Consider the following 22122-nt stretch of genomic DNA (forward strand, 5'->3'; position numbering starts at 1 on the left):
ATTGGCGTAGCGCACCGGTCGCCGCGACCGGTCCGTCAACGCATCAATGCCATCCTCCTTGTAGCGATTGAAGATCTTGTAACCGGTCTTGCGCGAAATGCCGAAGTCCCGACACACCTCGCTCATCCCTTCGCCCTCCAGCAAGCGGGCGACAAATCGAAGACGCTCATCCATCACCGAAGTCTCTCTCCACGGCATCGACACCTCCCGGCCCAAAACCGAAAAGTGTAACCCATGTCTCCGGTACGAACTGTCACCTATCTCTCAGGTCGGGCATTCCGTCCTCGACAGCTCAAGTACACGGCTAGCCTTCCGGCTGCATCTGCTCCGGTTCAACTGCGCGCATCGAACCATTGTTGTCCGTCTCCGGGGCGGTCCGGAAGCCCAGATCGAAAACAAAGTAGGCGGCGATGATGGCAATGACGATTGCCAGCGCAACGATCAGTGCCTTTTGCTCGCGTTTCCTGGATGGCTGCTCTGGCGTGTTGGGTCTTTTCGACATACATGGGCTCCGGTTTTCCCCCGCAACCAGCGGGAGAGGCCGGATGTTCCGGCATGCAAAAAAGCCCCGCCATCGGGCGGGGCTTTGCGAGGAAGTGCAGAAAATCAGTACCAGCGACGCGGCGGCTGGCTGCTGCCGACCGACTGGCCGATGAGGAAGCCGATCAGGAGGCCGATAAGGCCCGCCGAGGAGAGCAGCGTTGCTGCCGTTCCCGGATTGTCGCGGATGGTTTCCGACACCGCATTCGCCTGCGAGCGAAGCTGGCGGCCGGCACGGCGCGCCCGGCGCGACGCCTCGTCATAGAGACCTTCTGCGTCTTCGCGCAGGTCCTCATAGGCCTGCTTGCCCCGTTCCGACAGCTGCTGGGTAAGGCTCGCAACCTCGGCCTTCAGGTCCGAGATCTGCTTTTCCATGTCCTTGCGGTCATTCTCCGCGTTCTGGTTCAGGTTGCGGTTGGTGGCAATGTTTTCGTTCTCGGCCATGAATGGCTCCTTCTGTGTCGCTGGATAACACCCCGCCCAAACGTCCCGATCGTCCGTCAGTTGCGTTCGACGGAAATTCCGGACTCGCCGACCCGCAGCTCGATGCCGTCCGGCTTCGACTCCTCGCGAAACACGTAGATGCCGAGAGCGACGACCGCGACGGCAAGCGCGCCGACGACGAGATAGAGGTGGTTCTGCTTCATCAATGACCCTCAAATGCGCGGGCGGCTGTCCATGGAAAGCGCCAGCGAACAGGCCGCTGCATAGCTTTCGGGATGACGCCCTCGTTTGTTGCCACGTGTCCCCGTGGTGCCGGTTCAACGCGGAAGTAGATCATTGGTTGCCCGCCGGACTGGTCTTGAAGCAGGCGGGCGGGCAGCGTATCTCGGTGTAACAATTGTCAGGAGACAGGCATGAGCGCACTCACCCGCTTTCTCGGCGACACGCCCTTTCGCGTCGCGCTCAAGCTGATCGTGGTGTCCTTCCTCGTCGGCGTGGTGATGGCGACCTTCGGCTGGTCGCCTCAGGATGTGCTGCGAGGCATCGCCGACTTCTTCGCCGGCCTCTGGAACATGGGCTTTGAGGCGATCTACCGCTTCCTGAGCTATTTCCTGCTCGGCGCGGCGATCGTGGTGCCGGCGTTCCTGATCCTGCGCCTCGTCAGCTGGCGAAAATAGCCCCGTGCAGGAGGGAGGATCGAGCGAGCCTCGGCGTTTCGAGGTCACCAACCGACTGGTGCTGGCGATCGCCCTGCCAATGATGGTCGCCTACATGACGACGCCGATGATCGGCATCGTCAACACGGCGGTAATCGGCCGGCTTGGCGATCCGGCGATGCTGGGCGGGCTGGCTGCCGGGGCGGTGCTGTTCGACCTCGTCTTCTCGACCTTCAACTTCCTGCGCACCGGCACGACCGGGCTCGTCGCGCAGGCCTATGGCCGCGGCGATCCGCAGGAAGAGCAGGCCGTGTTCTGGCGCGCGCTGATTGTCGCCGTGTGCGCCGGCATCCTGCTCGCCGTTGCCTCCCAACTGATTGCCTGGGCGGGGCGGCTGTTCATGGATGCGGAGCCTGCGGTCAGCGACGCGATGAGCACCTATGTCACCATCCGCCTGCTCGCCGCGCCGCTGTCGCTGTCGAACTACGTCATCCTCGGTTACCTCCTCGGGCGCGGACAGGCGAGCCTCGGCCTGGTGCTGCAGCTCATCATCAACGTGCTCAACATGGTGCTCTCAGTGTCGCTCGGCCTGTGGATGGGCTGGGGCATTGCGGGCGTTGCCTGGGCGACCGTCTGCGCGGAAGCTTCCGCCGCCATCATCGGCCTCTGCATCCTCATCCTGCGCTTCCGGCGACTGCCGCCGCTGGCGCAAGGCGCGCTGCGCAATGTCGCCTCGCTGAAGGTGATGTTCGCGCTCAACCGCGACATCATGATCCGCTCGTTCGTCCTGCTCGGCGCCTTCGCGATCCTCGCGCGGCAGGGCGCACAACTCGGCACGCTGACGCTGGCGGCAAATGCGGTGCTGATGAACTTCTTCCTGTTGTCCGGCTATTTTCTTGACGGCTTCGCGGCTGCCGCCGAGCAGCTGGCCGGCCGCGCGATCGGCGCGCGCTACCGTCACGCCTTCGACCGTGCCGTGCGTCTCACTGCAGTGTGGGGCTTTTCGGTCGCTGGCGGCGTGACGCTGTTCTTCCTGTGGCGCGGCGATCTGCTGATCGACCTGATGACCACCTCGCCGGAGGTGCGGGAACTCGCCCTTGCCTACCTGCCGTGGGCCGCGTTCACCTCGGTCACGGGCGTGCTCGCCTTCCAGATGGACGGCGTCTTCATGGGCGCGACCTGGTCGAGCGACCTGCGCAACATGATGGTCGCCTCGTTCGCTGTCTTCATCGCGGCGTTGTGGCTGCTGATCCCGGCATTCGGCAATGTTGGACTGTGGAGCGCGCTGCACATCTTCCTGCTGACGCGCGGTTTCAGCCTGCTGTCACGGCTGCCTGCGCGGGCGCGGACGACCTTCGCCTGACGGCTCAGAACGAGGCTGCTTCCCACATTTCGAGCGAGCGGTCGCGCATTTGCGTCACCGACGTATAGCCCTCGCGGCGGACGATGCGGCCAAGCTCGCGGACGATCCGGCCGGGCAGCGACGGCCCGCCATAGATCATGCCGGTGTAGAGCTGGACGAGGTCGGCGCCGGCGCGGATCTTTTCCGCCGCGGCTTCCGCCGAGTCGACGCCTCCGCAGCCGATGATGGCAACGTCCGGTCCGAGGCGGCGGCGCATGCGCGCCAGCTGCACCGTCGAGCGCACGAACAGCGGCTTGCCCGACATGCCGCCGGACTCACTTGCCTTGCGGTTGGTGAGCCCGTCGCGCGACAGCGTCGTGTTCGAAACGATCACGCCGTCGATGCGCTTGTCGAGCACCTCGGCTGCAATGTCGTCGAGTTCCTCCTCGACCAGATCCGGAGCGATCTTGAGGAAGATCGGAACGTGCCTGCCAATGACGAGCGTCTGCTCATCGCGTGCGGCGGCAACCTCGCTCAGAAGCTCGGCAAGGCTCGCGCGCGCCTGCAGGTCCCGAAGGCCCGGTGTGTTGGGCGAGGAGATGTTGATCGTCAGATACGTCGCCACCGCGGCGAAGCGCTGGACGCCGATGCGATAGTCCGCGATGCGGTCGTCGCTGTCCTTGTTGGCGCCGATGTTGACGCCGACGATGCCGCCCTTCCCCAGGCGAGCCTGAAGGCGCGACAGCCCGGCAATGTGGCCGGCATTGTTGAAGCCGAGCCGGTTGATGACGGCTTCGTCTTCTTCCAGGCGGAAGATGCGCGGCTTGGGATTGCCCGCCTGCGGGCGCGGCGTCAGCGTGCCGACCTCGGCAAAGCCGAAGCCGAGGCCAAGCAGCGCGTCCGGCACCTCGGCATTCTTGTCGTAGCCGGCAGCCATGCCGAGCGGGTTCGGAAAGTCGATGCCCGCCACCGTCTGCGCCAGCGCGAGGTCCCTGTCCGGCGTGCAGGCGAGTGGCAGGCCGCTCTTGAGCGCGATGATCGACGCGTGATGCGCGGTCTCGGGATCAAGCGTGAAGAGCGCCCTGCGGCCAATTCGCTCGAACATCATGCGGGCAGCTCCGGAAATTCGTGCTTGCCGTCTTCGCCCAGCGGCAGCGGCCGAACCCAGACGGCGGATGCGGGATCGAGCGGCGCGTAGAGATGCGGGAACAGCGCGCCGCCGCGCGAGACCTCCCACTTCAGTGCGTCGTCAAGTTTTTCGGCGTCAACCGCGATCAGCAGCAGGTTGTCCTGGCCGGCAAAGTGCTTTGCTGCGGTCTCGCGCACCTGCTCGGCAGTCGAAAAATGGATGAAGCCATCGGCAAGATCGATCGGCGCGCCAGAAAAGACCCCGGCTGCCTCGGCGTCACGCCACAGGGAGTCGGGAGCGATCTTGTAGATGAGCTTGGACATGGCAGGGCCTATAGGCGGATTGGCTGGCGAAGGAAAGCGCCGGAACCCTCATCATCCACGCCCGTGACGCAATTACGGCACAAACTTACGCAGGAATGTGGATCGGCTGTCCAAGGAGGATCTCATGCAGCACGCCCGCCTGATTGCCCTTACCGCTCTTGGAGCGCTGGCCGCCACGCCGCTCGCGGCGCAGGAGGACCGCTACAAGCTCGAGAGGACGGAAAACGGCTATGTCCGCCTCGACACACAGACCGGGCGGATGTCGACCTGTACGGAGCAGGGCCAGCAGCTTGTCTGCCGCATGGCGACCGAGGACCGGGACGCCTACGAGGCGGACATCGGCAAGCTTGAACAGCGCGTCGAGGCTCTCGAGAAGCGGCTTGCCGGGCTCGAAAAGAGCGGCGTGAAATCCGACCTTCCGAGCGAGGAAGAGTTCGAACAGACGCTCGGCTACATGGAACGCTTCTTCCGCCGCTTCATGGGCATCGTGACCGATCTCGACCGCACTTTCCGCGAAAAAGAGCCTGCGGAACCCACTCCGGACCGCACCTGAGCCGGAAAGAGGGTCAAATTTGCGCCGGAAGCCGCTCCGGCGGTTTGACTTCGCGTTAATACGAGCGCAAGAACAACATGCTTTCCTGACGTTATTCCTGATCAGGAAAGCTCCCGGGATCAGGCCACGAGCAGTCGAGTTGGACGGGTGGGCATCTATCTTCCCATCGCCGAAATGTCCGTCAACATGGTCGTCATTCTGGCCATGGGGGCCGCGGTGGGCTTTCTGTCCGGCATGTTCGGCGTCGGCGGCGGCTTCCTGATCACGCCACTCCTGATCTTCTACAACATCCCGCCGGCCATCGCCGTGGCAACGGGCGCCAACCAGGTGGTCGCGTCCTCGGTCTCCGGCGCGCTGGTGCACCTGAAGAAGGGCACGATCGACTTCAAGCTCGGCACGGTGCTGCTCGTCGGCGGTATCGCCGGATCGACACTCGGCGCGTGGGTCTTCGCGCTCTTGCGCAGCGTCGGCCAGCTCGACCTGTTCGTGTCGCTGGTCTACGTCGCCCTGCTCGGAACCGTCGGCGGCCTGATGCTGGTCGAAAGCGTGCGCGCGCTGCAGCGGGCGAGAACCGGCGCGACGCCTGCCCTGCGCCAGCCCGGCCAGCACAACTGGATCCACCGCCTGCCGTTCAAGATGCGGTTCCGCCAGTCGAAGATGTTCGTCAGCGTCATTCCGGTGCTCGGCATCGGCGCGGTGATTGGCTTCCTCGCCTCGATCATGGGCGTCGGCGGCGGCTTCATCATGATCCCGGCGCTGATCTACCTATTGAAGGTGCCGACCAACGTCGTCGTCGGCACGTCGCTGTTCCAGATCATCTTCACCGCCGCCTACACCACCATCGTCCACTCGACCGCCAACCAGACGGTCGACATCGTGCTGGCGTTTCTTTTGATGGTCGGCGGCGTCGCCGGTGCACAGTATGGCGCACGGGCCGGCCAGAAGCTGCGCGGCGAGCAGTTGCGCGCGCTGCTCGCGCTGCTGGTTCTCGCGGTTGCGCTGCGCCTGGCGTTCGATCTGTTCGTGCGCCCGGCATCCGTCTATTCGCTGACGGGGCTGTGACATGCGGCAGATCAAGGCATGCAAGCTCCCGTTCCTGCTATTCATCCTGACCCTTTGCGCCGTCGAAGCGCGCGCGCAGGCGCCCGAAATTGTTCCTGAGTCGATCCAGATCGGCCTGTCGACCGACCGCGTGACGATCACCTCCGACTTCTCAGGTGCCGACCTCACCATCTTCGGCGCGCTCGACAATGCCGACCCGATGGTCGCGCGGCAGGGCCGCTACGACGTCATCGTCGTGCTGGAAGGCCCGGCCCGGCCCGTCGTGGTGCGCAAGAAGACGCGCGTGCTGGGCATGTGGATCAACACCCAGTCCGAGACCTTCGTGAACGTGCCGATGAGCTACTCGGTCGCGACGACGCGTGCGCGCCAGGACATCACCAACACGGCCAACTACAAGCAGCTGGCGCTGGGCGCCGAGAACGTCAACATCACGCCCTACGACCGCAACGGCGACCCGGTAACGCTGGAGGAATTCTCCAATGCGCTGCGCGAGCGCAAGAAGGCAAGCGGCCTGTTCAGCGAGCGCATCGGCGGCGTCCAGTTCCTGTCGCAGAACCTGTTCCGAGCAACTCTCCACCTTGCGCCCAACGTGCCGGTCGGTACGCACCGCGCCCGCGCCTTCCTGTTCAAGAACGGCGTCTTCATCAAGGAGAACTCGGCGCAGCTGGCGATCCTCAAGGCGGGCTTCGAGCAGCGCGTCTACCGCGCCGCGCAGAACCACGGCTTCCTCTATGGCATTGCAGCAGTGCTGCTTGCCTTCGTCACCGGCTGGCTCGGCCGGATCATCTTCCGCAGGGATTGATCGCTTAGCTGCCGCGCAGCAGGCGGCGGGAAATGGCGAAGACGCGGCTGTCGCCGAGCACATGCGCCACAAAGGCTTCCCAGCGGAACAGCCCGCGATAGGCCTTGTCGAGCACGTTGAGCATGCCGGTATAGGCGCCGAAGGCGGGCATGATCAGCCGCTCGCCATCGGTCGCGAAGCAGCGGCGGCGCACCGCCCTGCCTTTGTGAACCACAACCGCGCCCGGATGCAGATGTCCGGCGATCTCGCCTGTAGAAGCTCCGCTCAGCGGCTCGTGGCGGAAGCGCAACCCGCCGATGGCAAGCTCCGTCACCGTAGAGCCCGGCAGGTCGGCCGGCGCGTCGGGATCGTGGTTGCCGGCAACCCATAGCCACTCGCGGCCAAGCATCAGCTCGACGAGGCTATCTCGGAACGGCTGCGGCATGCGGTTCGCCCCGCCCCCATCATGGAAGCTGTCGCCGAGGCTGATAACCATGCGCGGATTATAGTCCGCCATCACGCTGGCGAGCTTCTGCAGCGTTGCGGCCGTGTCATAGGGCGGCAGGAGCTGACCGCGCCGCGCGTAGGACGAGCCCTTCTCGAGGTGCAGGTCCGAAACTGTCAGGAGACCTAGGTCCGGGAAGTAGAGCGCGCCGCGCGCGTCGCACATGGCGAGCTCGCCCGCAATGACGATCTGCCCTGCAAACTGCGACTTCTGCGGCTCTGCGTTCATCCTTCGCCCATTGCCTCGCGGATGAGTTCGTCTTCCGCCTCCGACAGCAGAAGGTCATCCGCCTCGCCCCGCACGCTTTCCCTGCCGATCTCCAGCATGACGGGGACGGCGAGAGGCGAGATGCGATCAAGCGCCTTATGCACGATTCTGCCCTTGATCCGCGAGAGCATGTCCGCAAGCCTACTGACATCCAGCAACCCCGCCCCTGCATCCATCCGCGTCGCGCGCAGCAGGATGTGGTCCGGCTCGTGGGTGCGCAGCACGTCGTAGATGAGGTCGGCCGATACGGTCACCTGCCGGCCGGTCTTTTCCTGCCCCGGATGGCGCTTCTCGATCAGGCCCGCGATCACCGCACAATTGCGGAAAGAGCGCTTGAGCATCCAGCTTTCGGCGAGCCAGGCGTCGAGATCGTCGCCCAGCATGTCCTCGTCGAACAGCTCCGCAAATGGCAGCTTGCCGGAGCGGTGCAGCCGGCCAATGTCGGCATGCGCCCAGATCGCCAGCGAGTAATCTGTGGCCACAAAACCGAGCGGCCGGGCGCCGCCGCGCTCAAGCCTTCTTGTCAGGAGCATGCCGAGCGTCTGGTGCGCGAGCCGCCCCTCGAACGGGTACGCGACCATGTAGTAGCGCTTACCCCGCGGAAAGGTCTCGATGAGCAAATCACCGGCGCGCGGCAGCATCGACTTGTCGCGCTGCAGCGCCAGCCATTCGGCGACCTGGTCGGGCAGCACGTGCCAGCGCGCGGGATCGGCAAGCATGCCCCGCACCTCGGCGGCGAGATAGGTCGAAAGCGGAAACTTGCCGCCGGCATAGGCCGGCACGCGTGCGTCCTCGCCAGCCGCATTAGTCACGTAGCATTCGTTCTCGCGAATGCCCTCGAAGCGCAGCATGCGACCGGAAAACAGGAAGGTGTCGCCCGGCGACAGCGTCTCGAGGAAATATTCCTCGACCTTGCCGAGCACCGGCCCCCCAAAGGCGTTGCCGCCTTTGCCGCGTTGCCGCGTCAGACGCACGTTCAGCATCGGCGCTTCGATGATGGTCCCGACATTGAGCCGGTATTGCTGGGCAAAGCGCGGATGCGAGACGCGCCATTTGCCCTCCTTCGTCTGGCGGATGCGGGCGTAGCGCTCGTAGCTGCGCAGCGCATAGCCGCCCGTCGCCACGAACTCGACCACCTTGCGGAACGTCTCCGCATCGAGCCTCGAATAGGGCTCGGCCGTGCGCACTTCCGCCAGCAGCTCTGCCTCGTCGAACGGCTCCGCACACGCCATGCCCATCACATGCTGCGCCAGCACGTCGAGCGAACCGGTGAGCAGCGGTGGCGTGTCCTGCGCGCCGATGTAGTTGGCCTCGATCGCCGCCCGGCATTCGAGAACCTCGAAGCGGTTGGCGGGGACGAGGATGGCGCGGCTTGGCTCGTCCATGCGGTGGTTCGAGCGGCCGATACGCTGGGCAAGGCGGCTCGCGCCCTTCGGCGCACCAACATGGATGACAAGGTCGACGTCGCCCCAGTCGATGCCAAGGTCGAGCGTGGAGGTGGCAACCACCGCGCGCAGCGCGTTCTCCTCCATCGCCTTCTCGACGCGGCGCCGCTGGGCAACGTCGAGCGAGCCGTGATGCAGCGCGATCGGCAGCGTGTCCTCGTTGATGCGCCAGAGATCGCCGAACAGGCGCTCGGCCTGCGAGCGCGTATTGACAAAGATCAGCGTGGTCCGGTGCTGCTTGATCGCTTCGTAGACCTCACGGATCGCGTATTGCGCACCATGCCCCGCCCACGGCACCCGCTCCTCGGAATCGAGGATGGTGATGATCGGCTTTGCGCCGCCCTCGACGGTGATGATGTCCGCCATCGCACCCGGCGGGTTCTGCGAGACCAGCCAGCGCCGCAGCGCATCGGGATCGGCGACCGTCGCCGAAAGGCCGACCGACTGGAGCCCGGGCACGTAGCGCCGCAGCCGCGCCAGCCCCAGTGCCAGCAGATGGCCGCGCTTGGAGGTAACCAGCGAATGCAGCTCATCCAGCACCACGTAGCGCAGGCCGGAAAAGAACCGCTCGGAGTCCTTTGACGACAAGAGCAGCGCCAGCTGCTCGGGCGTCGTCAGCAGGATGTCCGGCGGAGCCAGCTTCTGCCGCTGGCGTTTGTGGGTGGGCGTATCGCCTGTCCTCGTCTCGATGCTGATGTCGAGGCCCATTTCGGCGACCGGCTTGCCGAGGTTTCGCTCGATGTCGACCGCAAGCGCCTTGAGCGGCGAGATGTAGAGCGTGTGGATACCGCGATAGGCCTCGCCCGGCTTCCTCTTCGGCCGCATCGCAAGGTCAGTCAGCGACGGCAGGAAGCCGGCGAGCGTCTTGCCGGCGCCGGTCGGCGCGATCAGCAGGACCGACGATCCCGCCTGCGCGCGGCCGAGCAGTTCGAGCTGGTGCGGACGCGGCGCCCAGCCGCGCTCGGCAAACCAGCGCTGGAACCGATCCGGAAGTATTGCGGAGCGCAGGACGTCGTTTTTCACCGCCCAGAGGTAGCGCCTGGACGATCTCTTTCCAAGTCATGTCGGCAGCGTCCGCGCGTCCTCTTTCCGCAGCCGACGGATTTCCTATCTTTGCAGCAGATGAACCCGCACCAGCTTCTCCATCCGCGCCCTGAAGGGCTCTACTGTCCTCCCGGCGATTTCTACATCGACCCGGTGCGGCCGGTGGAACGCGCGCTGATCACCCACGGCCATTCCGATCACGCCCGCCCCGGCCACGGCCATGTCATGGCGACAGCCGAGACGCTGGACATCATGGCGATCCGCTGCGGCGAGAATTTCGCCGGCGCAACGCAGGTCGCCAAGCTCGGCGAAGAGGTGAACGTCAACGGCGTGCGCGTGAGCTTCCACCCGGCCGGGCACGTGCTGGGTTCTGCCCAGATCGCCGTCGAGCACAACGGCACGCGCATCGTTGCCTCAGGCGACTACAAGCGCACCAGCGATCCCACCTGCGCGTCGTTCGAACTGGTTCCTTGCGACGTCTTCATCACCGAGGCGACCTTCGGCCTGCCGGTCTTCCGCCATCCGAAGCCGGAGGACGAGATCGCGCGCCTCTTGAAATCCATGTCGCAGTTTCCGGAGCGCTCGCATCTCGTCGGCGCCTATGCGCTCGGCAAGGCGCAGCGCGTCATCAAGCTGGTCCGCCAGGCCGGCTACAGCGAGACCATCTACATTCATGGCGCGCTTGCACGCCTGTGCGACTACTATGCCTTCCGCGGCATTGACCTCGGCCCCTTCTCCCCGGCCACTCTCGATCGATCCGACCGCACTGACTTCGCCGGCGCGCTGGTGGTCGGCCCGCCATCGGCCTTCGCCGACCGCTGGGCGCGGCGCTTCCCCGATCCGGTCGCGGCCTTCGCCTCGGGCTGGATGCGCATTCGCCAGCGCGCCAAGCAGCGCGGCGTCGAATTGCCGATCATCCTCTCCGACCATTCCGACTGGGACGAGCTGATCGCCACCATCCGCGAAACCGGCGCTTCCGAAGTGTGGGTGACCCACGGGCGCGAGGAAGCGCTGGTCCGCTGGTGCGAGCTCGAGGGCATCAAGGCCCGGCCGCTGCATCTCGTTGGTTACGAGGATGAGGGCGACGCATGAAGCGCTTTGCCGAACTCCTCGACCGCCTGCTGCTGACCTCTTCGCGCAATGCGAAGCTCAAGCTGATGACCGATCACTTCCGCGAGTTGCCCGATCCCGAGCGGGGGCTGGCGCTGGCGGCGCTGACGGGCGAGCTGTCTTTCGCGGCGGTGAAGCCGGCGCTGCTGCGCACGCTCGTCATGGAGCGGATGGACCCGGTGCTGTTTGCCTATTCCTACGACTATGTCGGCGACCTCGCCGAGACCGTCTCTCTGGTCTGGCCCGACGGCGGACGCGCCAACGACCGGGACATTTCGCTCTCCTACGCGGTCGAGACGCTCCATGCCGCCAGCCGTTCCGACGCGCCGAAGGTGCTTGCCTCGCTCCTCGACCGGCTCGAGCCACCGTCGCGCTTTGCGCTGATCAAGCTGGTGACGGGGGGCCTGCGTGTCGGCGTCTCGGCGCGGCTTGCCAAGCAGGCGCTGGCCGATTTCGGCAATATCGAGGTGCACGAGATCGAGGAGCTCTGGCACGGCCTGACGCGTCCCTACGAGAACCTGTTTGCCTGGCTGGAAGGGCGCGGGCCGAAGCCCGAGCAGGCGGGCTACGCGCCGTTCCGACCGGTGATGCTGTCGACGCCGGTGCAGGACGCGGACCTGTCGAAGATCGACCCGGCAGACTATTCGGCGGAATGGAAGTGGGACGGCATCCGCGTCCAGGCGGTGTGCGAAGAGGGCGTACGCAGGCTTTATTCGCGCACTGGCGACGACATCTCCGGCACCTTCCCCGACCTTCTCGAAGCCATGAGCTTTGAAGGCGCCATCGACGGCGAGTTGCTGGTCGGCCGCCCGCCCGACCATCTTGGCACCTTCTCCGACCTGCAGCAGCGGCTCAACCGCAAGGTCGTGCCGGCCAAGACGATCCGCGATTATCCTGCCTTCGTGCGCTGCTACGACCTCCTGATCGATGGCAAGGAAGACATTCGCGCCCTGCCCCTTTCCGAGCGTCGGCGGCGGTTGGAAAAATTCGTCGGCGAACTCGATCCCTCGCGCTTTGACCTCTCGCCCATCGTGCCGTTCACTGACTGGGAGCATCTTGAACGGCTGCGCGTATCCCCGCCGCATCCGATCATCGAAGGCGTGATGCTGAAGCGGCTCGACACGCCCTATATGGCTGGCCGCCCGAAAGGCCCGTGGTTCAAGTGGAAGCGCGACCCGCACACCGTTGACGCGGTGCTGATGTATGCCCAGCGCGGCCACGGCAAGCGCTCGGGCTACTATTCCGACTACACCTTCGGGGTCTGGAACGGTGACGAGCTGGTGCCGGTCGGCAAGGCTTATTTCGGCTTCACCGACGAGGAACTGCGCCAGATCGACAAGTACATCCGCGACAACACGGTCGAGCGCTTCGGGCCGGTGCGTTCGGTGCGCGCCGAGCCCAACCACGGGCTCGTCATCGAGGTCGCGTTCGAAGGGCTGGCGCGCTCGACGCGCCACAAGTCCGGCGTTGCCATGCGCTTTCCGCGCGTGTCGCGGCTGCGCTGGGACAAGCCGCCGGCCGAGGCCGACCGGCTCGAAACGCTGACGGCGCTGCTTGACTGATCAGCCGGCCGGACCCGCCGGCGTCACGCGGATCGCGTAGACCTCGACCGCGCGGCCCTTGCCCTCGATGTCGGGGTTGATCGAGATGATGCCGCCAGAGCCCGGATTGGTATCCGGCAGATCAACCTCGAACAGGAAATGCTCGCGCGTGTCGCGGACGATGAAGCGCTTGCGGCCGCAGTCGCCGAGGTCGGCCAGACTGCACTCGACCGAAATCTGTGTCTCGTTGCCGTCGGCGGAGTTGGCGACGATGGCGAACACGACCTTTCGGCCGGCGAGCTGATCGAGAATCCCCTGCCCCACGTCGAACAGGATCGGCGAGCCCGAAGCACCCGAAGCGATACGCATGAAGCTCTCGCCGTTCGTCTCGTCGACCTCGGCGCGGGTATCACCCGGCGCGGTGACGGTCGAAGGATCGGCCGGGCTGAACACCGAGATCCAGTCGGAAAGATCGTTATCTTCGCCTAGCGCCGGCGGCGGTGTATCGGACTGTGCGGCCTGCGGTTGCGATTGCTGCTGCTCGGCTGCGGGCTGCTGCGGAGCGGGCGCCGGCAGCTTCGCCGCGCCGCTCTTGAGGAACATGTAGACGCCGCCGATCAGCGCCGCGAACACGAGGAGGGCGACGAGCGGCGCGACCCAGCTGCGACGAACACGCGGCGGGCGGTCGCCCTTCACCGGCGCGGCGATGGCCGCCTCTTCCGGTCCCGGGGTTGGCGCAGCATCCGGTCGGTCACGCGGCGTGACGACCGGATCGAAGCCGAGTTCCGGCTCACGTCGGCCAACCGACACTTCAGGCGCGGGTGCGTGAGGCGGGCGGCACGGCGCGTCCACCGACGGCACCGGAATGAATTCCGATTCGATCTGGGTGATCTTCGCCGACAGTTCCTGTCGGCGGCGCTGGGTGATCGCTGGCGTGACGTTCGGGTTCGACTGCAGCGCCCGCTCCAGCGCGGCAAAAGCCGACCGGTAAACCTTCTCGCGGTAAGCCCGCTGGCTGGTGTCGCCTTTCTCGAAGGCGGATCGTATCGCTTTCTCGATCGGGTCCACGCTGTTCCACCGCAAATCGTGTGTCTGGTGCATGGTTAGCCGCTTGCCGGGTTGCAATCAATGACGGCGCGGAAAGTTGCGGGGGAATGCCAGCTGGAACATTTCGTGACCGTACACGGTATTGCGGGTCGCGGGGGGTCTGTTACAACAACCGCGCTTGGGAATGACGCTTACGTCAAGGTGAGGATGGGGAATGGCACTACCGGAAGTTCTGAAGTCGAATCTTCGCATCCCCGTCGTGGCCTCCCCAATGTTCATCATCTCGAATCCGCAGCTTGCGCTCGCCCAGTGCAAGGCGGGCATTGTCGGCTCGTTTCCCGCGCTCAACGCCCGGCCCGAGGCCCAGCTTGACGAATGGCTGGCGCAGATGACGGAAGAGCTCGCCAGCCATAACGCTGCGAACGCAGACCTCCTCGCCGCCCCCTTCGCGGTCAACCAGATCGTCCACAAGTCGAACAAGCGCCTGGAGCACGACCTCGCGCTCTGCGTGAAATACAAGGTGCCGATCGTCATCACCTCGCTCGGCGCCGTTCCGGAGGTGAACGACGCGGTGCACTCCTACGGCGGCATCGTCCTCCACGACGTCATCCACGACCGCCATGCCCGCAAGGCGATAGAAAAGGGCGCCGACGGACTGATCGCGGTTGCGGCCGGCGCAGGCGGCCATGCCGGCACGCTTTCGCCTTTCGCACTGGTGCAGGAAATCCGCGAGTGGTTCGACGGCCCGCTGCTGCTTTCCGGCGCCATCGCCACCGGCAGCGCAATCCTCGCCGCGCAGGCGATGGGGGCGGACCTCGCCTATGTCGGCTCGCCCTTCATCGCTACCCACGAGGCGCGCGCGCCCGAGGCCTACAAGCAGATGGTGACGGAGGCGAAGGCCGCCGACATCATCTACACCAACCTCTTCACCGGCATTCACGGCAACTATTTACGCGGCTCGATTGCAGCGGCCGGCATGGACCCGGACAATCTGCCGGAATCCGATCCGTCGAAGATGGACTTCGGCAATGCCAGCGCAAAGGCGTGGAAGGACATCTGGGGAGCCGGCCAGGGTGTCGGCGCGGTCAAGGAGATCGTCAGCACCGCCGAGCTGGTGAACCGCCTCACCGAGGAATTTTTCGACGCGCGCCTGCGCCTGCGCGATGCGTGATCGCCAAAGGAAAAGCCGGGCCGTGTGCGACCCGGCTTCTTCGATGCAGTGATGCGCTCCTAATTCTTCGCGATCACCGTGATGCGGCCTTCGACCTTCGGCTGGTAGGGCGCGTTGTTGGCGATGTATTCTGCCAGCATCTCTTCCATGCCGGGGCCGTAGTCGTACGGGTCGATCGCGTTCGAGGCAAACAGGGCATAGCCGTCGCCGCCCTTGCGCATGAAGTCGTTGGTAGCCACGGCGTAGACCTTCTCCGGATCGATCGGCACCCAGTTGTCGCCTTCCTTGACCTGCACGTCCTTCACGCGCCCGCCATCCGGCGGCACGTTCATGTCGATGGTGTATTTCAGACCCGCGACCTGCGGGAACTTGCCTGCACCGTTCTCGATATCGTTCACACCGGTCTCAAGCGAGGCGACAATGTCCTTGCCCTTGATCTTCATGGTGGCGAGCGTGTTCTGGAACGGCAGCACCGACAGCACGTCGCCCACCGTCGCGATGCCCTGGCCGATGGAAGCGCGCAGGCCGCCGCCATTGGTGATGGCGATTGCGATGCCCTGATCGGCGACGCGCGCCAGCATCGCATCGGTCACCGCAACGCCCATCTCGCACTCGTCCGCGCGGCACTTTTCGCGGCTGCCGTCGATCGGCGCCGCGACCTCGCCGATGGGTGTCGCCTTCATCTTCTCGATCGGGCCGGCGAGCTCGGCGACGCGCGCCTCGATCTCCGGATCAGGCTCGATCGACGCGTCAAGAATGCGCGTGTCGCCGGTCGCCTCCGCAACGTAGCCTTCCTCGTCGAAGACGAGCGCCAGGTCACCGAGGTGCTTCGAATAGGCACCAGCCTGCACGATCGGCACCGCGCGGCCGGCGGGGTTCTCGACTAGCGTCGCATAGGACGGCGCGCCCTCTTCCGTGTTCGACAGCAGCGTGTGGCTGTGCCCGCCGATGATGGCGGAAATGCCTTCCACTTTCGCCGCGATCTCCTGGTCGCGCGGGAAGCCGACATGGGAAAGCAGCAGCACCTTGTTGACGCCCTCTTCGGCGCGGATGCGCTTTACCGCTTCCTGGAGGTATTCGATGTCATCGATGAAGGTCACGTTCGGCCCGGGCATGGAGATCACGGCTGTCTCCGGCGCGGTGACGCCCAGCACGCCGATCTTCTCGCCGCCGATTTCGAAGACGTGCCACTCCTTGATCTTGCCGACGAGCTTCTCGCCCTCGGCCACCTTGATGTTGCCGGAGATGACCGGGAATTCGACGAGGTCGATGAAGTCGGCCAGCGTGTCCGGCCCGTTGTCGAACTCATGGTTGCCGACGGCCATCAGGTCGAAGCCGATGCGGTTCATGAACTCGCCTTCGGCCTTGCCGCGATAGGTCGTGTAGAACAACGAGCCCTGGAACTGGTCACCGGCATCGAGCGTGAGGACATGTTCGCCGGCGTCCGCGATCTCCTTGCGCCGCTCGCGGATCTTGGTCGCCAGCCGGCCGAAGCCGCCGAAGCATTTGCCGGCGTCCTTGTCCTCGACCGAACAGGTGGAGTTGAAGCGGCTGATCGACTCGACGCGCGAGTGCATGTCGTTGATGTGAAGAATGTTCAGCTTGAAGGTGCCCTGCGCCCGCGCCGAGGACATCGTGAAGCTTGCGACCCCGCCGCCGCTCGCCACCGCCAGCGTCGCGCCTGCGACCTGGAGAAACCTTCTGCGGGAAAGATTTATGCCTGCGTGGATATTCCCCTTCTCGGACATTCTTGCCTCCGGCTGAGTGGCTTGTTGTTACGCTCCCCATCAAATTCTGCTGCCGGGTCTGGAGCATGTGAAGTTTTGCGCTGCTCCGTCACCTGCCCTACTGAGGCGATGTTCGTCTTCGCCGTGAAGGCGGTCAAGGGGATGTTTGGCGTTGAGATGAGGGGCGCCTGAACAGGCCACCGGCTGTCCTTGCGAGCATCCCCTGCACCGCCGGTGCGGCTTCACCGTTCAGGCATGGATCGTCGGGTCAAGCCCGACGATGACGAAGTGGAGAGGTGTATGCAAACCACCCACGGCCACAGCCACGCGGACCATCGAATGGAACGCACTGCCCTCCGGTCCTTTGACCAACGCTATCCCGTTCGTCCACCAACGCCCATCCCGTCGTCATCGTCGGGCTTGACCCGACGATCCATGCCTGAACGTTTCAGGTAACGCACGTCCTCGCAACCGGCACGATCGCTCCGGCCATACCGCTCCAGCCCTGCCCTACAGCTGCGATTCGATCGGCAACACCGACACCACCCTCGCCACCGCGCGGCGGCGCAGGCTCGCTTCGGGATCGTGGTTCCAGCACTGCAAGACGCCGTCCTCCTCGCCCTCCCAGACGATCTTGCGCGCGTCGTCGAGATAGAGCCGGAAGCTCATCGACGGGCTCGTCTCCTCGTCGAAAAGATCCTGCAGGCGCTGCACCAGCGCAGGCTCAGAGAACAAGACGCCCATTTCGGTGTTGAGCGAGACCGAGCGCGGATCGAAGTTGAACGAGCCGACGAAGGCCGTCTCGCCATCGACGATGAAGGCCTTGGTGTGCAGGCTCGCGTGGCGCGAGCCGAACAGCGACATGTCGTTGTCCCAGCCAGCCTTCTGCAGCTCGAAGAGCTTTACCCCGCCCGCAAGCAGCGTTCGCCGGTAGGGCGCGTAGCCGCCATGAACGGCGGCGACGTCGGTTGCCGCCAGCGAATTGGTCAGCACGGCAACGTCCACGCCCTTGGCCACCAGCCCGATCAGCCGCGCGCAGCCGTCGACGCCGGGGACAAAATAGGGCGAAGTGATCGACACGGACTTCTTCGCCGACATGATCACCGGCATCAGCGACGACATGATCCAGTTCTTCGTGCCCCGCGCCAGCGCCTTTTCCGGCGGGTCGGAGACGATCCTTGCGTCGCTCGTCCAGTGGAACTCGAGTTCCGACTTCAGCATCGCCAGCGCCGAGACCCGCTTGCGCAACTGCTCGATATAGGGGCGGGCGCGCTCCTTGCGCGTCAGGCGAGAGAGGCCGCGGCGCAGCATGCGCAGGCGGCCCTTTTGCGGGCGCAGCAGCCGGCGGATCGGCATGGCGACCTCGCTGTTCCAGTAGGCGTCGAAGACCTCTTCGGTCTCGTGCACCACCGGCCCCACCATCAGCATGTCGATGTCGCGGAAGTTGGAGAGCTCGGCTGCCCCGAAATATTCGTCGCCGACGTTGCGCCCGCCGACGATGGCGATGCGGCCGTCGACGATCCATGCCTTGTTGTGCATGCGCCGGGTGACGCTGAAGAAGCGCAGCACCATCTCGATGCCGCGCCGAAGGCCGCCATGGCGGGCGCGGCTCGGGTTGAACAGGCGCACCGCGATGTTCGGATGGGTGTCGAGCGCGCGGTAGGCGAGGTCGAGGCCGCGCGTGTTGATGTCGTCGATCAGGAGCCGCACCCGCACGCCGCGATCGGCGGCGCTCACCACCTCCTGCATCAGCAGCCGGCCGGTAAGGTCCCCCTTCCAGGTGTAGTACATCAGGTCGAGGCTGCGCCCGGCGGCGCGGGCCGAAAGAGCGCGGACGGCAAACGCATCAAGATTGCCGGAGACCGGCGCAAGCCCGCTCTGCCCCTCATGCGCTTCGAGGAGTGGCGTGATCGCCCGGTCGAGCTCGGTCTTGTCGGGTTCGACTTCCAGCGCGTAGCCCGGCTCGCCCGGCGCCCGGCGCGCGAAGTAGCCATACGAAAGGACAGCAAGGAAGGAGGCCGCCGCAAACAGCCCGACACCAGCTGTCAGTATGAGCAGGATCTGCATGGCCGCCCCTCACCAGATCAACAATAACATCCAGATAAGGCGGAAAGTTGCACCACCGCTGTCGCAGGTGGAAAAGCCCGCCGGAGGGCCGGCGGGCTCGGGTATTTCGTCAGCCATTGGCGCGGGCAACCGCCCGCTTTGCCATCACCACGACGAGGTTTGCGCGATATTCGGCCGAAGCATGGATGTCGCTCATCAGCCCGTCGGCGGAGATCGTCTTTCCCTCGAGCGCGGCCGGCGAGAAATTGGCGGCCAGCGCCGCCTCCAGCTCGCTGGCACGGAAGACGCCATCAGCACCCGCACCGGTGACGGCCACGCGCACGTCGCCGCCGTTCTTCGCCACGAACACGCCCGTCATCGCATAGCGCGAGGCCGGGTTCGGGAACTTTTCGTAGCCCGCCTTTTCCGGCGCGTTGAACGAGATGGCGGTGATCATCTCGCCGTCCTCCAGCGCGGTCTCGAACAGGCCGGTGAAGAACTCGTTTGCCGGGATCTCGCGGCTGTTGGTGATGATGGTGGCGCCAAGCGCCAGCATCGCCGACGGATAGTCGGCCGCCGGGTCGTTGTTGGCGACGGAGCCGCCGATCGTGCCCATGTGGCGCACATGCGGGTCGCCAATATGCGAGGCAAGATAGCAAAGCGCCGGGCACACGGCCGCGATCTCGCGGCTGGTCGCGACTTCCGCATGCGTGGTGGCGGCACGGATGGTCACCTTGCGGCCCTCGACGGAGATGCCCTTGAGCTCGGGAATGTGGCGCAGGTCGATCAGGTCCGACGGCGCGGCAAGCCGCGTCTTCATCGCCGGGATCAGCGTCATGCCGCCCGAGACGAACTTGCCGTCCTCGGCGTCCTCGAGCAGCTTCAGCGCGTCAGCGACCGAAGAGGCCCGGTGGTAGTTGGTCTGATACATCGTTGTTACCTCCGGTAACGAATGGTCTGAACATCAGGTCGCGGGCAGCGGAAGCACCAGCCTCCGCCGCCCGGTTGCCCTTAGTGACGGGTTGCTGCACGGATCGCCGCCCACACCTTCTGCGGTGTCGCCGGCATCTGCAGGTCGTTGTTGCCGATCGCGTCGGTGATCGCGTTGATCACGGCCGGCGGCGAGCCGATCGCACCGGCCTCGCCGCAGCCCTTGATGCCGAGCGGATTGCTCGGGCACGGCGTGTTCTGGTGCGAGACCTTGAAGGACGGCAAATCGTCGGCGCGCGGCATGGTGTAGTCCATGTAGCTCGCCGTCAGCAGCTGGCCGGAATCGGCGTCATAGTGCGCGGATTCAAGCAGTGCCTGGCCAACGCCCTGGGCGATGCCGCCATGCACCTGGCCCTCGACAATCATCGGGTTGATGATGTTGCCGAAGTCGTCGGCCGCGACGAACTGCACGATGTCGGTGACGCCCGTATCCGGATCGACCTCGACCTCGCAGATGTAGCAGCCGGCCGGGAAGGTGAAGTTGGACGGGTCGTAGAACGCCGTCTCCTTCAGGCCCGGCTCCATGCCGCCCGGCAGGTTGTGCGCCGTGTAGGCCGCCAGCGCCAGCTGGAACCACGGCACCGACTTGTCCGTGCCCGCCACCTTCAGCTCGCCGTTCTCGATGACGATGTCGCCCTCGTCGGCTTCCATCAGGTGCGCGGCGATCTTCTTGGCCTTGGCCTCGACCTTGTCGAGCGCCTTGACGATCGCCGACATGCCGACGGCGCCCGAGCGCGAACCGTAGGTGCCCATGCCCATCTGCACCTTGTCGGTGTCGCCGTGGACGATCGACACGCTGTCGATCGGCACGCCGAAGCGGCTGGCAACCAACTGAGCAAAGGTGGTCTCGTGGCCCTGGCCGTGGCTGTGCGAGCCGGTCAGCACCTCGATCGTGCCCACCGCATTGACGCGCACTTCCGCCGACTCCCACAGACCGACACCGGCGCCGAGCGAGCCCACCGCCGCCGACGGCGCGATGCCGCAGGCCTCGATGTAGCAGCTCATGCCAATGCCGCGCAGCTTGCCGCGTGCCCTTGCCTCCGCGCGGCGCGCCTCGAAGCCGTTCCAGTCGGCTGCCTGCATCGCCGCGTTCAGCGAGGCTTCGTAGTCGCCGGCATCGTAGTTCATGATGACCGGCGTCTGGTGCGGGAACTCGCGAATGAAGTTCTTGCGGCGCAGTTCCGCCGGCGAGACGCCGAGCTCGCGCGCCGCCGTCTCGACCACACGCTCAAGCAAGTACGTGGCCTCGGGACGGCCCGCACCGCGATAGGCGTCAACGGGTGCGGTGTTGGTGTAGACCGCGCGCACGTTGGCGTGGATCGCCGGCAGGTTGTACTGGCCCGACAGCAGCGTCGCGTAGAGGTAGGTCGGCACCGACGACGAGAACAGCGACATGTAGGCGCCGAAATTGGCGATCGTGTCGACCTTGAGGCCGATCATGCGGTGGTCGGCGTCAAAGGCGAGCTGCACTTCGGTAACATGGTCGCGGCCATGCGCGTCGGTGAGGAAGCTTTCGGTGCGGTCGGCCACCCACTTCACCGGTACGCCCGTGCGCTTCGACGCCCACAGGCAGACGATCTCCTCCGGATAGATGAAGATCTTCGAGCCGAAGCCGCCGCCGACATCCGGCGCGATCACGCGCAGCTTGTTCTCCGGCGCGATGTTGTAGAACGCGCTCATGACGAGGCGCGCGACGTGCGGGTTCTGACTAGTCGTGTAGCAGGTGTAGTGGTCCTCGGCCTTGTCATAGACGCCGAGCGCGGCGCGCGGCTCCATGGCGTTCGGCACGAGGCGGTTGTTGACGATCTGGAGCTTCGTGATGTGGGCGGCGCGGGCGAGCGCGGCTTCCGTCTCGGCGGCGTTGCCGATCTCCCAGTCGTAGATCAAATTGCCTTCGGCTTCCGGGTGCAGCTGCGGCGCGCCGGGCTTCAGCGCCTCCACGGTCGAGATGACCGCCTCGCGCTCCTGATAGGTGACCTCTACGGCTTCGGCGGCATCGCGCGCCTGGCCCTTGGTCTCGGCGACGACGATGGCGACGGCCTCGCCGGTGAAGCGGACTCGGTCCACGGCCAGAGGCGACCAGGCGCCCATCTTCATCGGCGTGCCGTCCTTGGAATGGATCATCCAGCCGCAGATGAGGTTGCCGATGCCGTCGGCCTTGAGCTGGCGGCCGGTCAGCACGCCGATCACGCCGGGCATGGCCTCGGCCTTCGAAACGTCGATGTTGAGAATGTCTGCGTGTGCGTGCGGCGAGCGGACGAACACCGCGTGCTTCATGCCGGGGACGACCATGTCGTCTACGTACCGCCCCGTGCCGGTGATGAAGCGTTTGTCTTCCTTGCGCGCTATGCGCGCTCCAATGCCTTCAACTCCCATAAAAGTTCTCCTCCGGAACCGAG

Annotated in this window: 21 protein-coding genes; 8 read left to right on the forward strand and 13 right to left on the reverse strand. The window is 65.4% G+C overall.

Going from position 1 to position 22122, the window contains the following annotated elements; all coding sequences use genetic code 11:
- From L630_RS0116985 to L630_RS23210, 4 genes are all read right to left on the reverse strand, one after another.
- A partial coding sequence (locus L630_RS0116985; RefSeq protein WP_024849423.1) for a helix-turn-helix domain-containing protein occupies window positions 1–174 on the reverse strand: 174 nt, incomplete at its 3' end.
- Window positions 175–304: 130 nt separating this feature from the next.
- Complete coding sequence (locus tag L630_RS0116990) at window positions 305–502, reverse strand: hypothetical protein (protein WP_024849424.1); 198 nt, start codon at window positions 500–502, stop codon at window positions 305–307.
- 104 nt (window positions 503–606) lie between these two features.
- Entirely contained in the window at window positions 607–984 is a 378-nt protein-coding gene (locus tag L630_RS0116995) for a DUF883 family protein (protein ID WP_024849425.1), read from the reverse strand.
- A 56-nt stretch (window positions 985–1040) separates the two neighbouring features.
- Window positions 1041–1187 (reverse strand): hypothetical protein, encoded by a 147-nt coding sequence (locus tag L630_RS23210; RefSeq protein ID WP_024849426.1) that lies wholly within the window; start codon window positions 1185–1187, stop codon window positions 1041–1043.
- Window positions 1188–1397: 210 nt separating this feature from the next.
- Between L630_RS23210 and L630_RS0117005 the strand changes: the two genes are divergently transcribed.
- Complete coding sequence (locus L630_RS0117005) at window positions 1398–1661, forward strand: DUF6460 domain-containing protein (protein ID WP_024849427.1); 264 nt, start codon at window positions 1398–1400, stop codon at window positions 1659–1661.
- A 4-nt stretch (window positions 1662–1665) separates the two neighbouring features.
- Complete coding sequence (locus L630_RS0117010) at window positions 1666–3003, forward strand: MATE family efflux transporter (RefSeq protein WP_024849428.1); 1338 nt, start codon at window positions 1666–1668, stop codon at window positions 3001–3003.
- Between the two features lie 4 nt (window positions 3004–3007).
- Here L630_RS0117010 and L630_RS0117015 read toward each other — a convergent pair whose 3' ends face one another.
- Window positions 3008–4090, reverse strand: a complete 1083-nt coding sequence (locus L630_RS0117015; protein ID WP_024849429.1) for a quinone-dependent dihydroorotate dehydrogenase — start codon at window positions 4088–4090, stop codon at window positions 3008–3010.
- Window positions 4087–4434, reverse strand: coding sequence for a DUF952 domain-containing protein (locus L630_RS0117020; protein WP_024849430.1), 348 nt, complete (start codon window positions 4432–4434; stop codon window positions 4087–4089). Before L630_RS0117020 ends, L630_RS0117015 begins: the two co-directional genes overlap by 4 nt.
- A gap of 124 nt (window positions 4435–4558) precedes the next feature.
- Here L630_RS0117020 and L630_RS0117025 point away from each other — a divergent pair, with 124 nt between their 5' ends.
- The 3 genes from L630_RS0117025 (at window position 4559) to L630_RS0117035 (ending at window position 6851) form a co-directional block, all read left to right on the forward strand.
- Window positions 4559–4987, forward strand: a complete 429-nt coding sequence (locus tag L630_RS0117025) for a hypothetical protein (RefSeq protein ID WP_034330691.1) — start codon at window positions 4559–4561, stop codon at window positions 4985–4987.
- Window positions 4988–5134: 147 nt separating this feature from the next.
- Window positions 5135–6049: a sulfite exporter TauE/SafE family protein gene (locus L630_RS0117030; protein ID WP_024849432.1), complete on the forward strand. Its 915-nt coding sequence runs from the start codon at window positions 5135–5137 to the stop codon at window positions 6047–6049.
- Window position 6050: 1 nt separating this feature from the next.
- Window positions 6051–6851, forward strand: a complete 801-nt coding sequence (locus L630_RS0117035) for a TIGR02186 family protein (RefSeq protein WP_024849433.1) — start codon at window positions 6051–6053, stop codon at window positions 6849–6851.
- Between the two features lie 4 nt (window positions 6852–6855).
- Here the strand turns inward: L630_RS0117035 and pdeM are convergent, their stop codons facing one another.
- Together pdeM and L630_RS0117045 are read right to left on the reverse strand one after the other, a co-directional pair.
- Window positions 6856–7563: a ligase-associated DNA damage response endonuclease PdeM gene (gene pdeM, locus L630_RS0117040; protein WP_024849434.1), complete on the reverse strand. Its 708-nt coding sequence runs from the start codon at window positions 7561–7563 to the stop codon at window positions 6856–6858.
- On the reverse strand, window positions 7560–10070 hold the full coding sequence (locus tag L630_RS0117045) for a ligase-associated DNA damage response DEXH box helicase (protein ID WP_024849435.1): 2511 nt from the start codon (window positions 10068–10070) through the stop codon (window positions 7560–7562). The genes pdeM and L630_RS0117045 overlap by 4 nt, the downstream gene beginning before the upstream one ends.
- Window positions 10071–10169: 99 nt before the next feature.
- Between L630_RS0117045 and L630_RS0117050 the strand changes: the two genes are divergently transcribed.
- The gene (locus L630_RS0117050; protein ID WP_024849436.1) at window positions 10170–11183 is read left to right on the forward strand and encodes a ligase-associated DNA damage response exonuclease; all 1014 of its coding nucleotides are present in this window, start codon (window positions 10170–10172) and stop codon (window positions 11181–11183) included.
- Window positions 11180–12763, forward strand: coding sequence for a cisplatin damage response ATP-dependent DNA ligase (locus tag L630_RS0117055; protein ID WP_024849437.1), 1584 nt, complete (start codon window positions 11180–11182; stop codon window positions 12761–12763). The genes L630_RS0117050 and L630_RS0117055 overlap by 4 nt, the downstream gene beginning before the upstream one ends.
- Here the strand turns inward: L630_RS0117055 and L630_RS0117060 are convergent, their stop codons facing one another.
- The gene (locus tag L630_RS0117060) at window positions 12764–13810 is read right to left on the reverse strand and encodes a hypothetical protein (protein ID WP_024849438.1); all 1047 of its coding nucleotides are present in this window, start codon (window positions 13808–13810) and stop codon (window positions 12764–12766) included.
- A 193-nt stretch (window positions 13811–14003) separates the two neighbouring features.
- Here L630_RS0117060 and L630_RS0117065 point away from each other — a divergent pair, with 193 nt between their 5' ends.
- Window positions 14004–14960, forward strand: a complete 957-nt coding sequence (locus tag L630_RS0117065) for a nitronate monooxygenase family protein (RefSeq protein WP_024849439.1) — start codon at window positions 14004–14006, stop codon at window positions 14958–14960.
- A 59-nt stretch (window positions 14961–15019) separates the two neighbouring features.
- Here L630_RS0117065 and L630_RS0117070 read toward each other — a convergent pair whose 3' ends face one another.
- The 4 genes from L630_RS0117070 to L630_RS0117090 all read right to left on the reverse strand — a co-directional run bounded on the left by L630_RS0117070 (window position 15020) and on the right by L630_RS0117090 (window position 22099).
- Complete coding sequence (locus tag L630_RS0117070) at window positions 15020–16708, reverse strand: 5'-nucleotidase C-terminal domain-containing protein (RefSeq protein ID WP_024849440.1); 1689 nt, start codon at window positions 16706–16708, stop codon at window positions 15020–15022.
- Window positions 16709–17197: 489 nt separating this feature from the next.
- Window positions 17198–18754 carry a phospholipase D family protein gene (locus L630_RS0117080; RefSeq protein WP_024849441.1) on the reverse strand — a complete coding sequence of 519 codons (1557 nt, stop codon included), beginning with the start codon at window positions 18752–18754 and terminating at the stop codon, window positions 17198–17200.
- Window positions 18755–18863: 109 nt separating this feature from the next.
- The gene (locus tag L630_RS0117085; RefSeq protein ID WP_024849442.1) at window positions 18864–19664 is read right to left on the reverse strand and encodes a xanthine dehydrogenase family protein subunit M; all 801 of its coding nucleotides are present in this window, start codon (window positions 19662–19664) and stop codon (window positions 18864–18866) included.
- A gap of 80 nt (window positions 19665–19744) precedes the next feature.
- Window positions 19745–22099: a xanthine dehydrogenase family protein molybdopterin-binding subunit gene (locus L630_RS0117090; protein WP_024849443.1), complete on the reverse strand. Its 2355-nt coding sequence runs from the start codon at window positions 22097–22099 to the stop codon at window positions 19745–19747.
- Window positions 22100–22122: the final 23 nt, after the last annotated feature.

This window comes from Aminobacter sp. J41 (genome assembly GCF_000526635.1).
Lineage (GTDB): Bacteria > Pseudomonadota > Alphaproteobacteria > Rhizobiales > Rhizobiaceae > Aerobium.

What these genes read in the sequence shown, in the direction of transcription:
- L630_RS0117050 (WP_024849436.1), top strand. Translation starts at nt 10,170, where the DNA reads ATGAACCCGCACCAGCTTCTCCATCCGCGCCCTGAAGGGCTCTACTGT.
- L630_RS0117090 (WP_024849443.1), bottom strand. Translation starts at nt 22,099, where the DNA reads ATGGGAGTTGAAGGCATTGGAGCGCGCATAGCGCGCAAGGAAGACAAA.
- L630_RS0117085 (WP_024849442.1), bottom strand. Translation starts at nt 19,664, where the DNA reads ATGTATCAGACCAACTACCACCGGGCCTCTTCGGTCGCTGACGCGCTG.
- L630_RS0117015 (WP_024849429.1), bottom strand. Translation starts at nt 4,090, where the DNA reads ATGATGTTCGAGCGAATTGGCCGCAGGGCGCTCTTCACGCTTGATCCC.
- L630_RS0117005 (WP_024849427.1), top strand. Translation starts at nt 1,398, where the DNA reads ATGAGCGCACTCACCCGCTTTCTCGGCGACACGCCCTTTCGCGTCGCG.
- L630_RS0117070 (WP_024849440.1), bottom strand. Translation starts at nt 16,708, where the DNA reads ATGTCCGAGAAGGGGAATATCCACGCAGGCATAAATCTTTCCCGCAGA.
- pdeM (WP_024849434.1), bottom strand. Translation starts at nt 7,563, where the DNA reads ATGAACGCAGAGCCGCAGAAGTCGCAGTTTGCAGGGCAGATCGTCATT.
- L630_RS0117080 (WP_024849441.1), bottom strand. Translation starts at nt 18,754, where the DNA reads ATGCAGATCCTGCTCATACTGACAGCTGGTGTCGGGCTGTTTGCGGCG.
- L630_RS0117055 (WP_024849437.1), top strand. Translation starts at nt 11,180, where the DNA reads ATGAAGCGCTTTGCCGAACTCCTCGACCGCCTGCTGCTGACCTCTTCG.
- L630_RS0117065 (WP_024849439.1), top strand. Translation starts at nt 14,004, where the DNA reads ATGGCACTACCGGAAGTTCTGAAGTCGAATCTTCGCATCCCCGTCGTG.
- L630_RS23210 (WP_024849426.1), bottom strand. Translation starts at nt 1,187, where the DNA reads ATGAAGCAGAACCACCTCTATCTCGTCGTCGGCGCGCTTGCCGTCGCG.
- L630_RS0117020 (WP_024849430.1), bottom strand. Translation starts at nt 4,434, where the DNA reads ATGTCCAAGCTCATCTACAAGATCGCTCCCGACTCCCTGTGGCGTGAC.
- L630_RS0117025 (WP_034330691.1), top strand. Translation starts at nt 4,559, where the DNA reads ATGCAGCACGCCCGCCTGATTGCCCTTACCGCTCTTGGAGCGCTGGCC.
- L630_RS0116990 (WP_024849424.1), bottom strand. Translation starts at nt 502, where the DNA reads ATGTCGAAAAGACCCAACACGCCAGAGCAGCCATCCAGGAAACGCGAG.
- L630_RS0116995 (WP_024849425.1), bottom strand. Translation starts at nt 984, where the DNA reads ATGGCCGAGAACGAAAACATTGCCACCAACCGCAACCTGAACCAGAAC.
- L630_RS0117035 (WP_024849433.1), top strand. Translation starts at nt 6,051, where the DNA reads ATGCGGCAGATCAAGGCATGCAAGCTCCCGTTCCTGCTATTCATCCTG.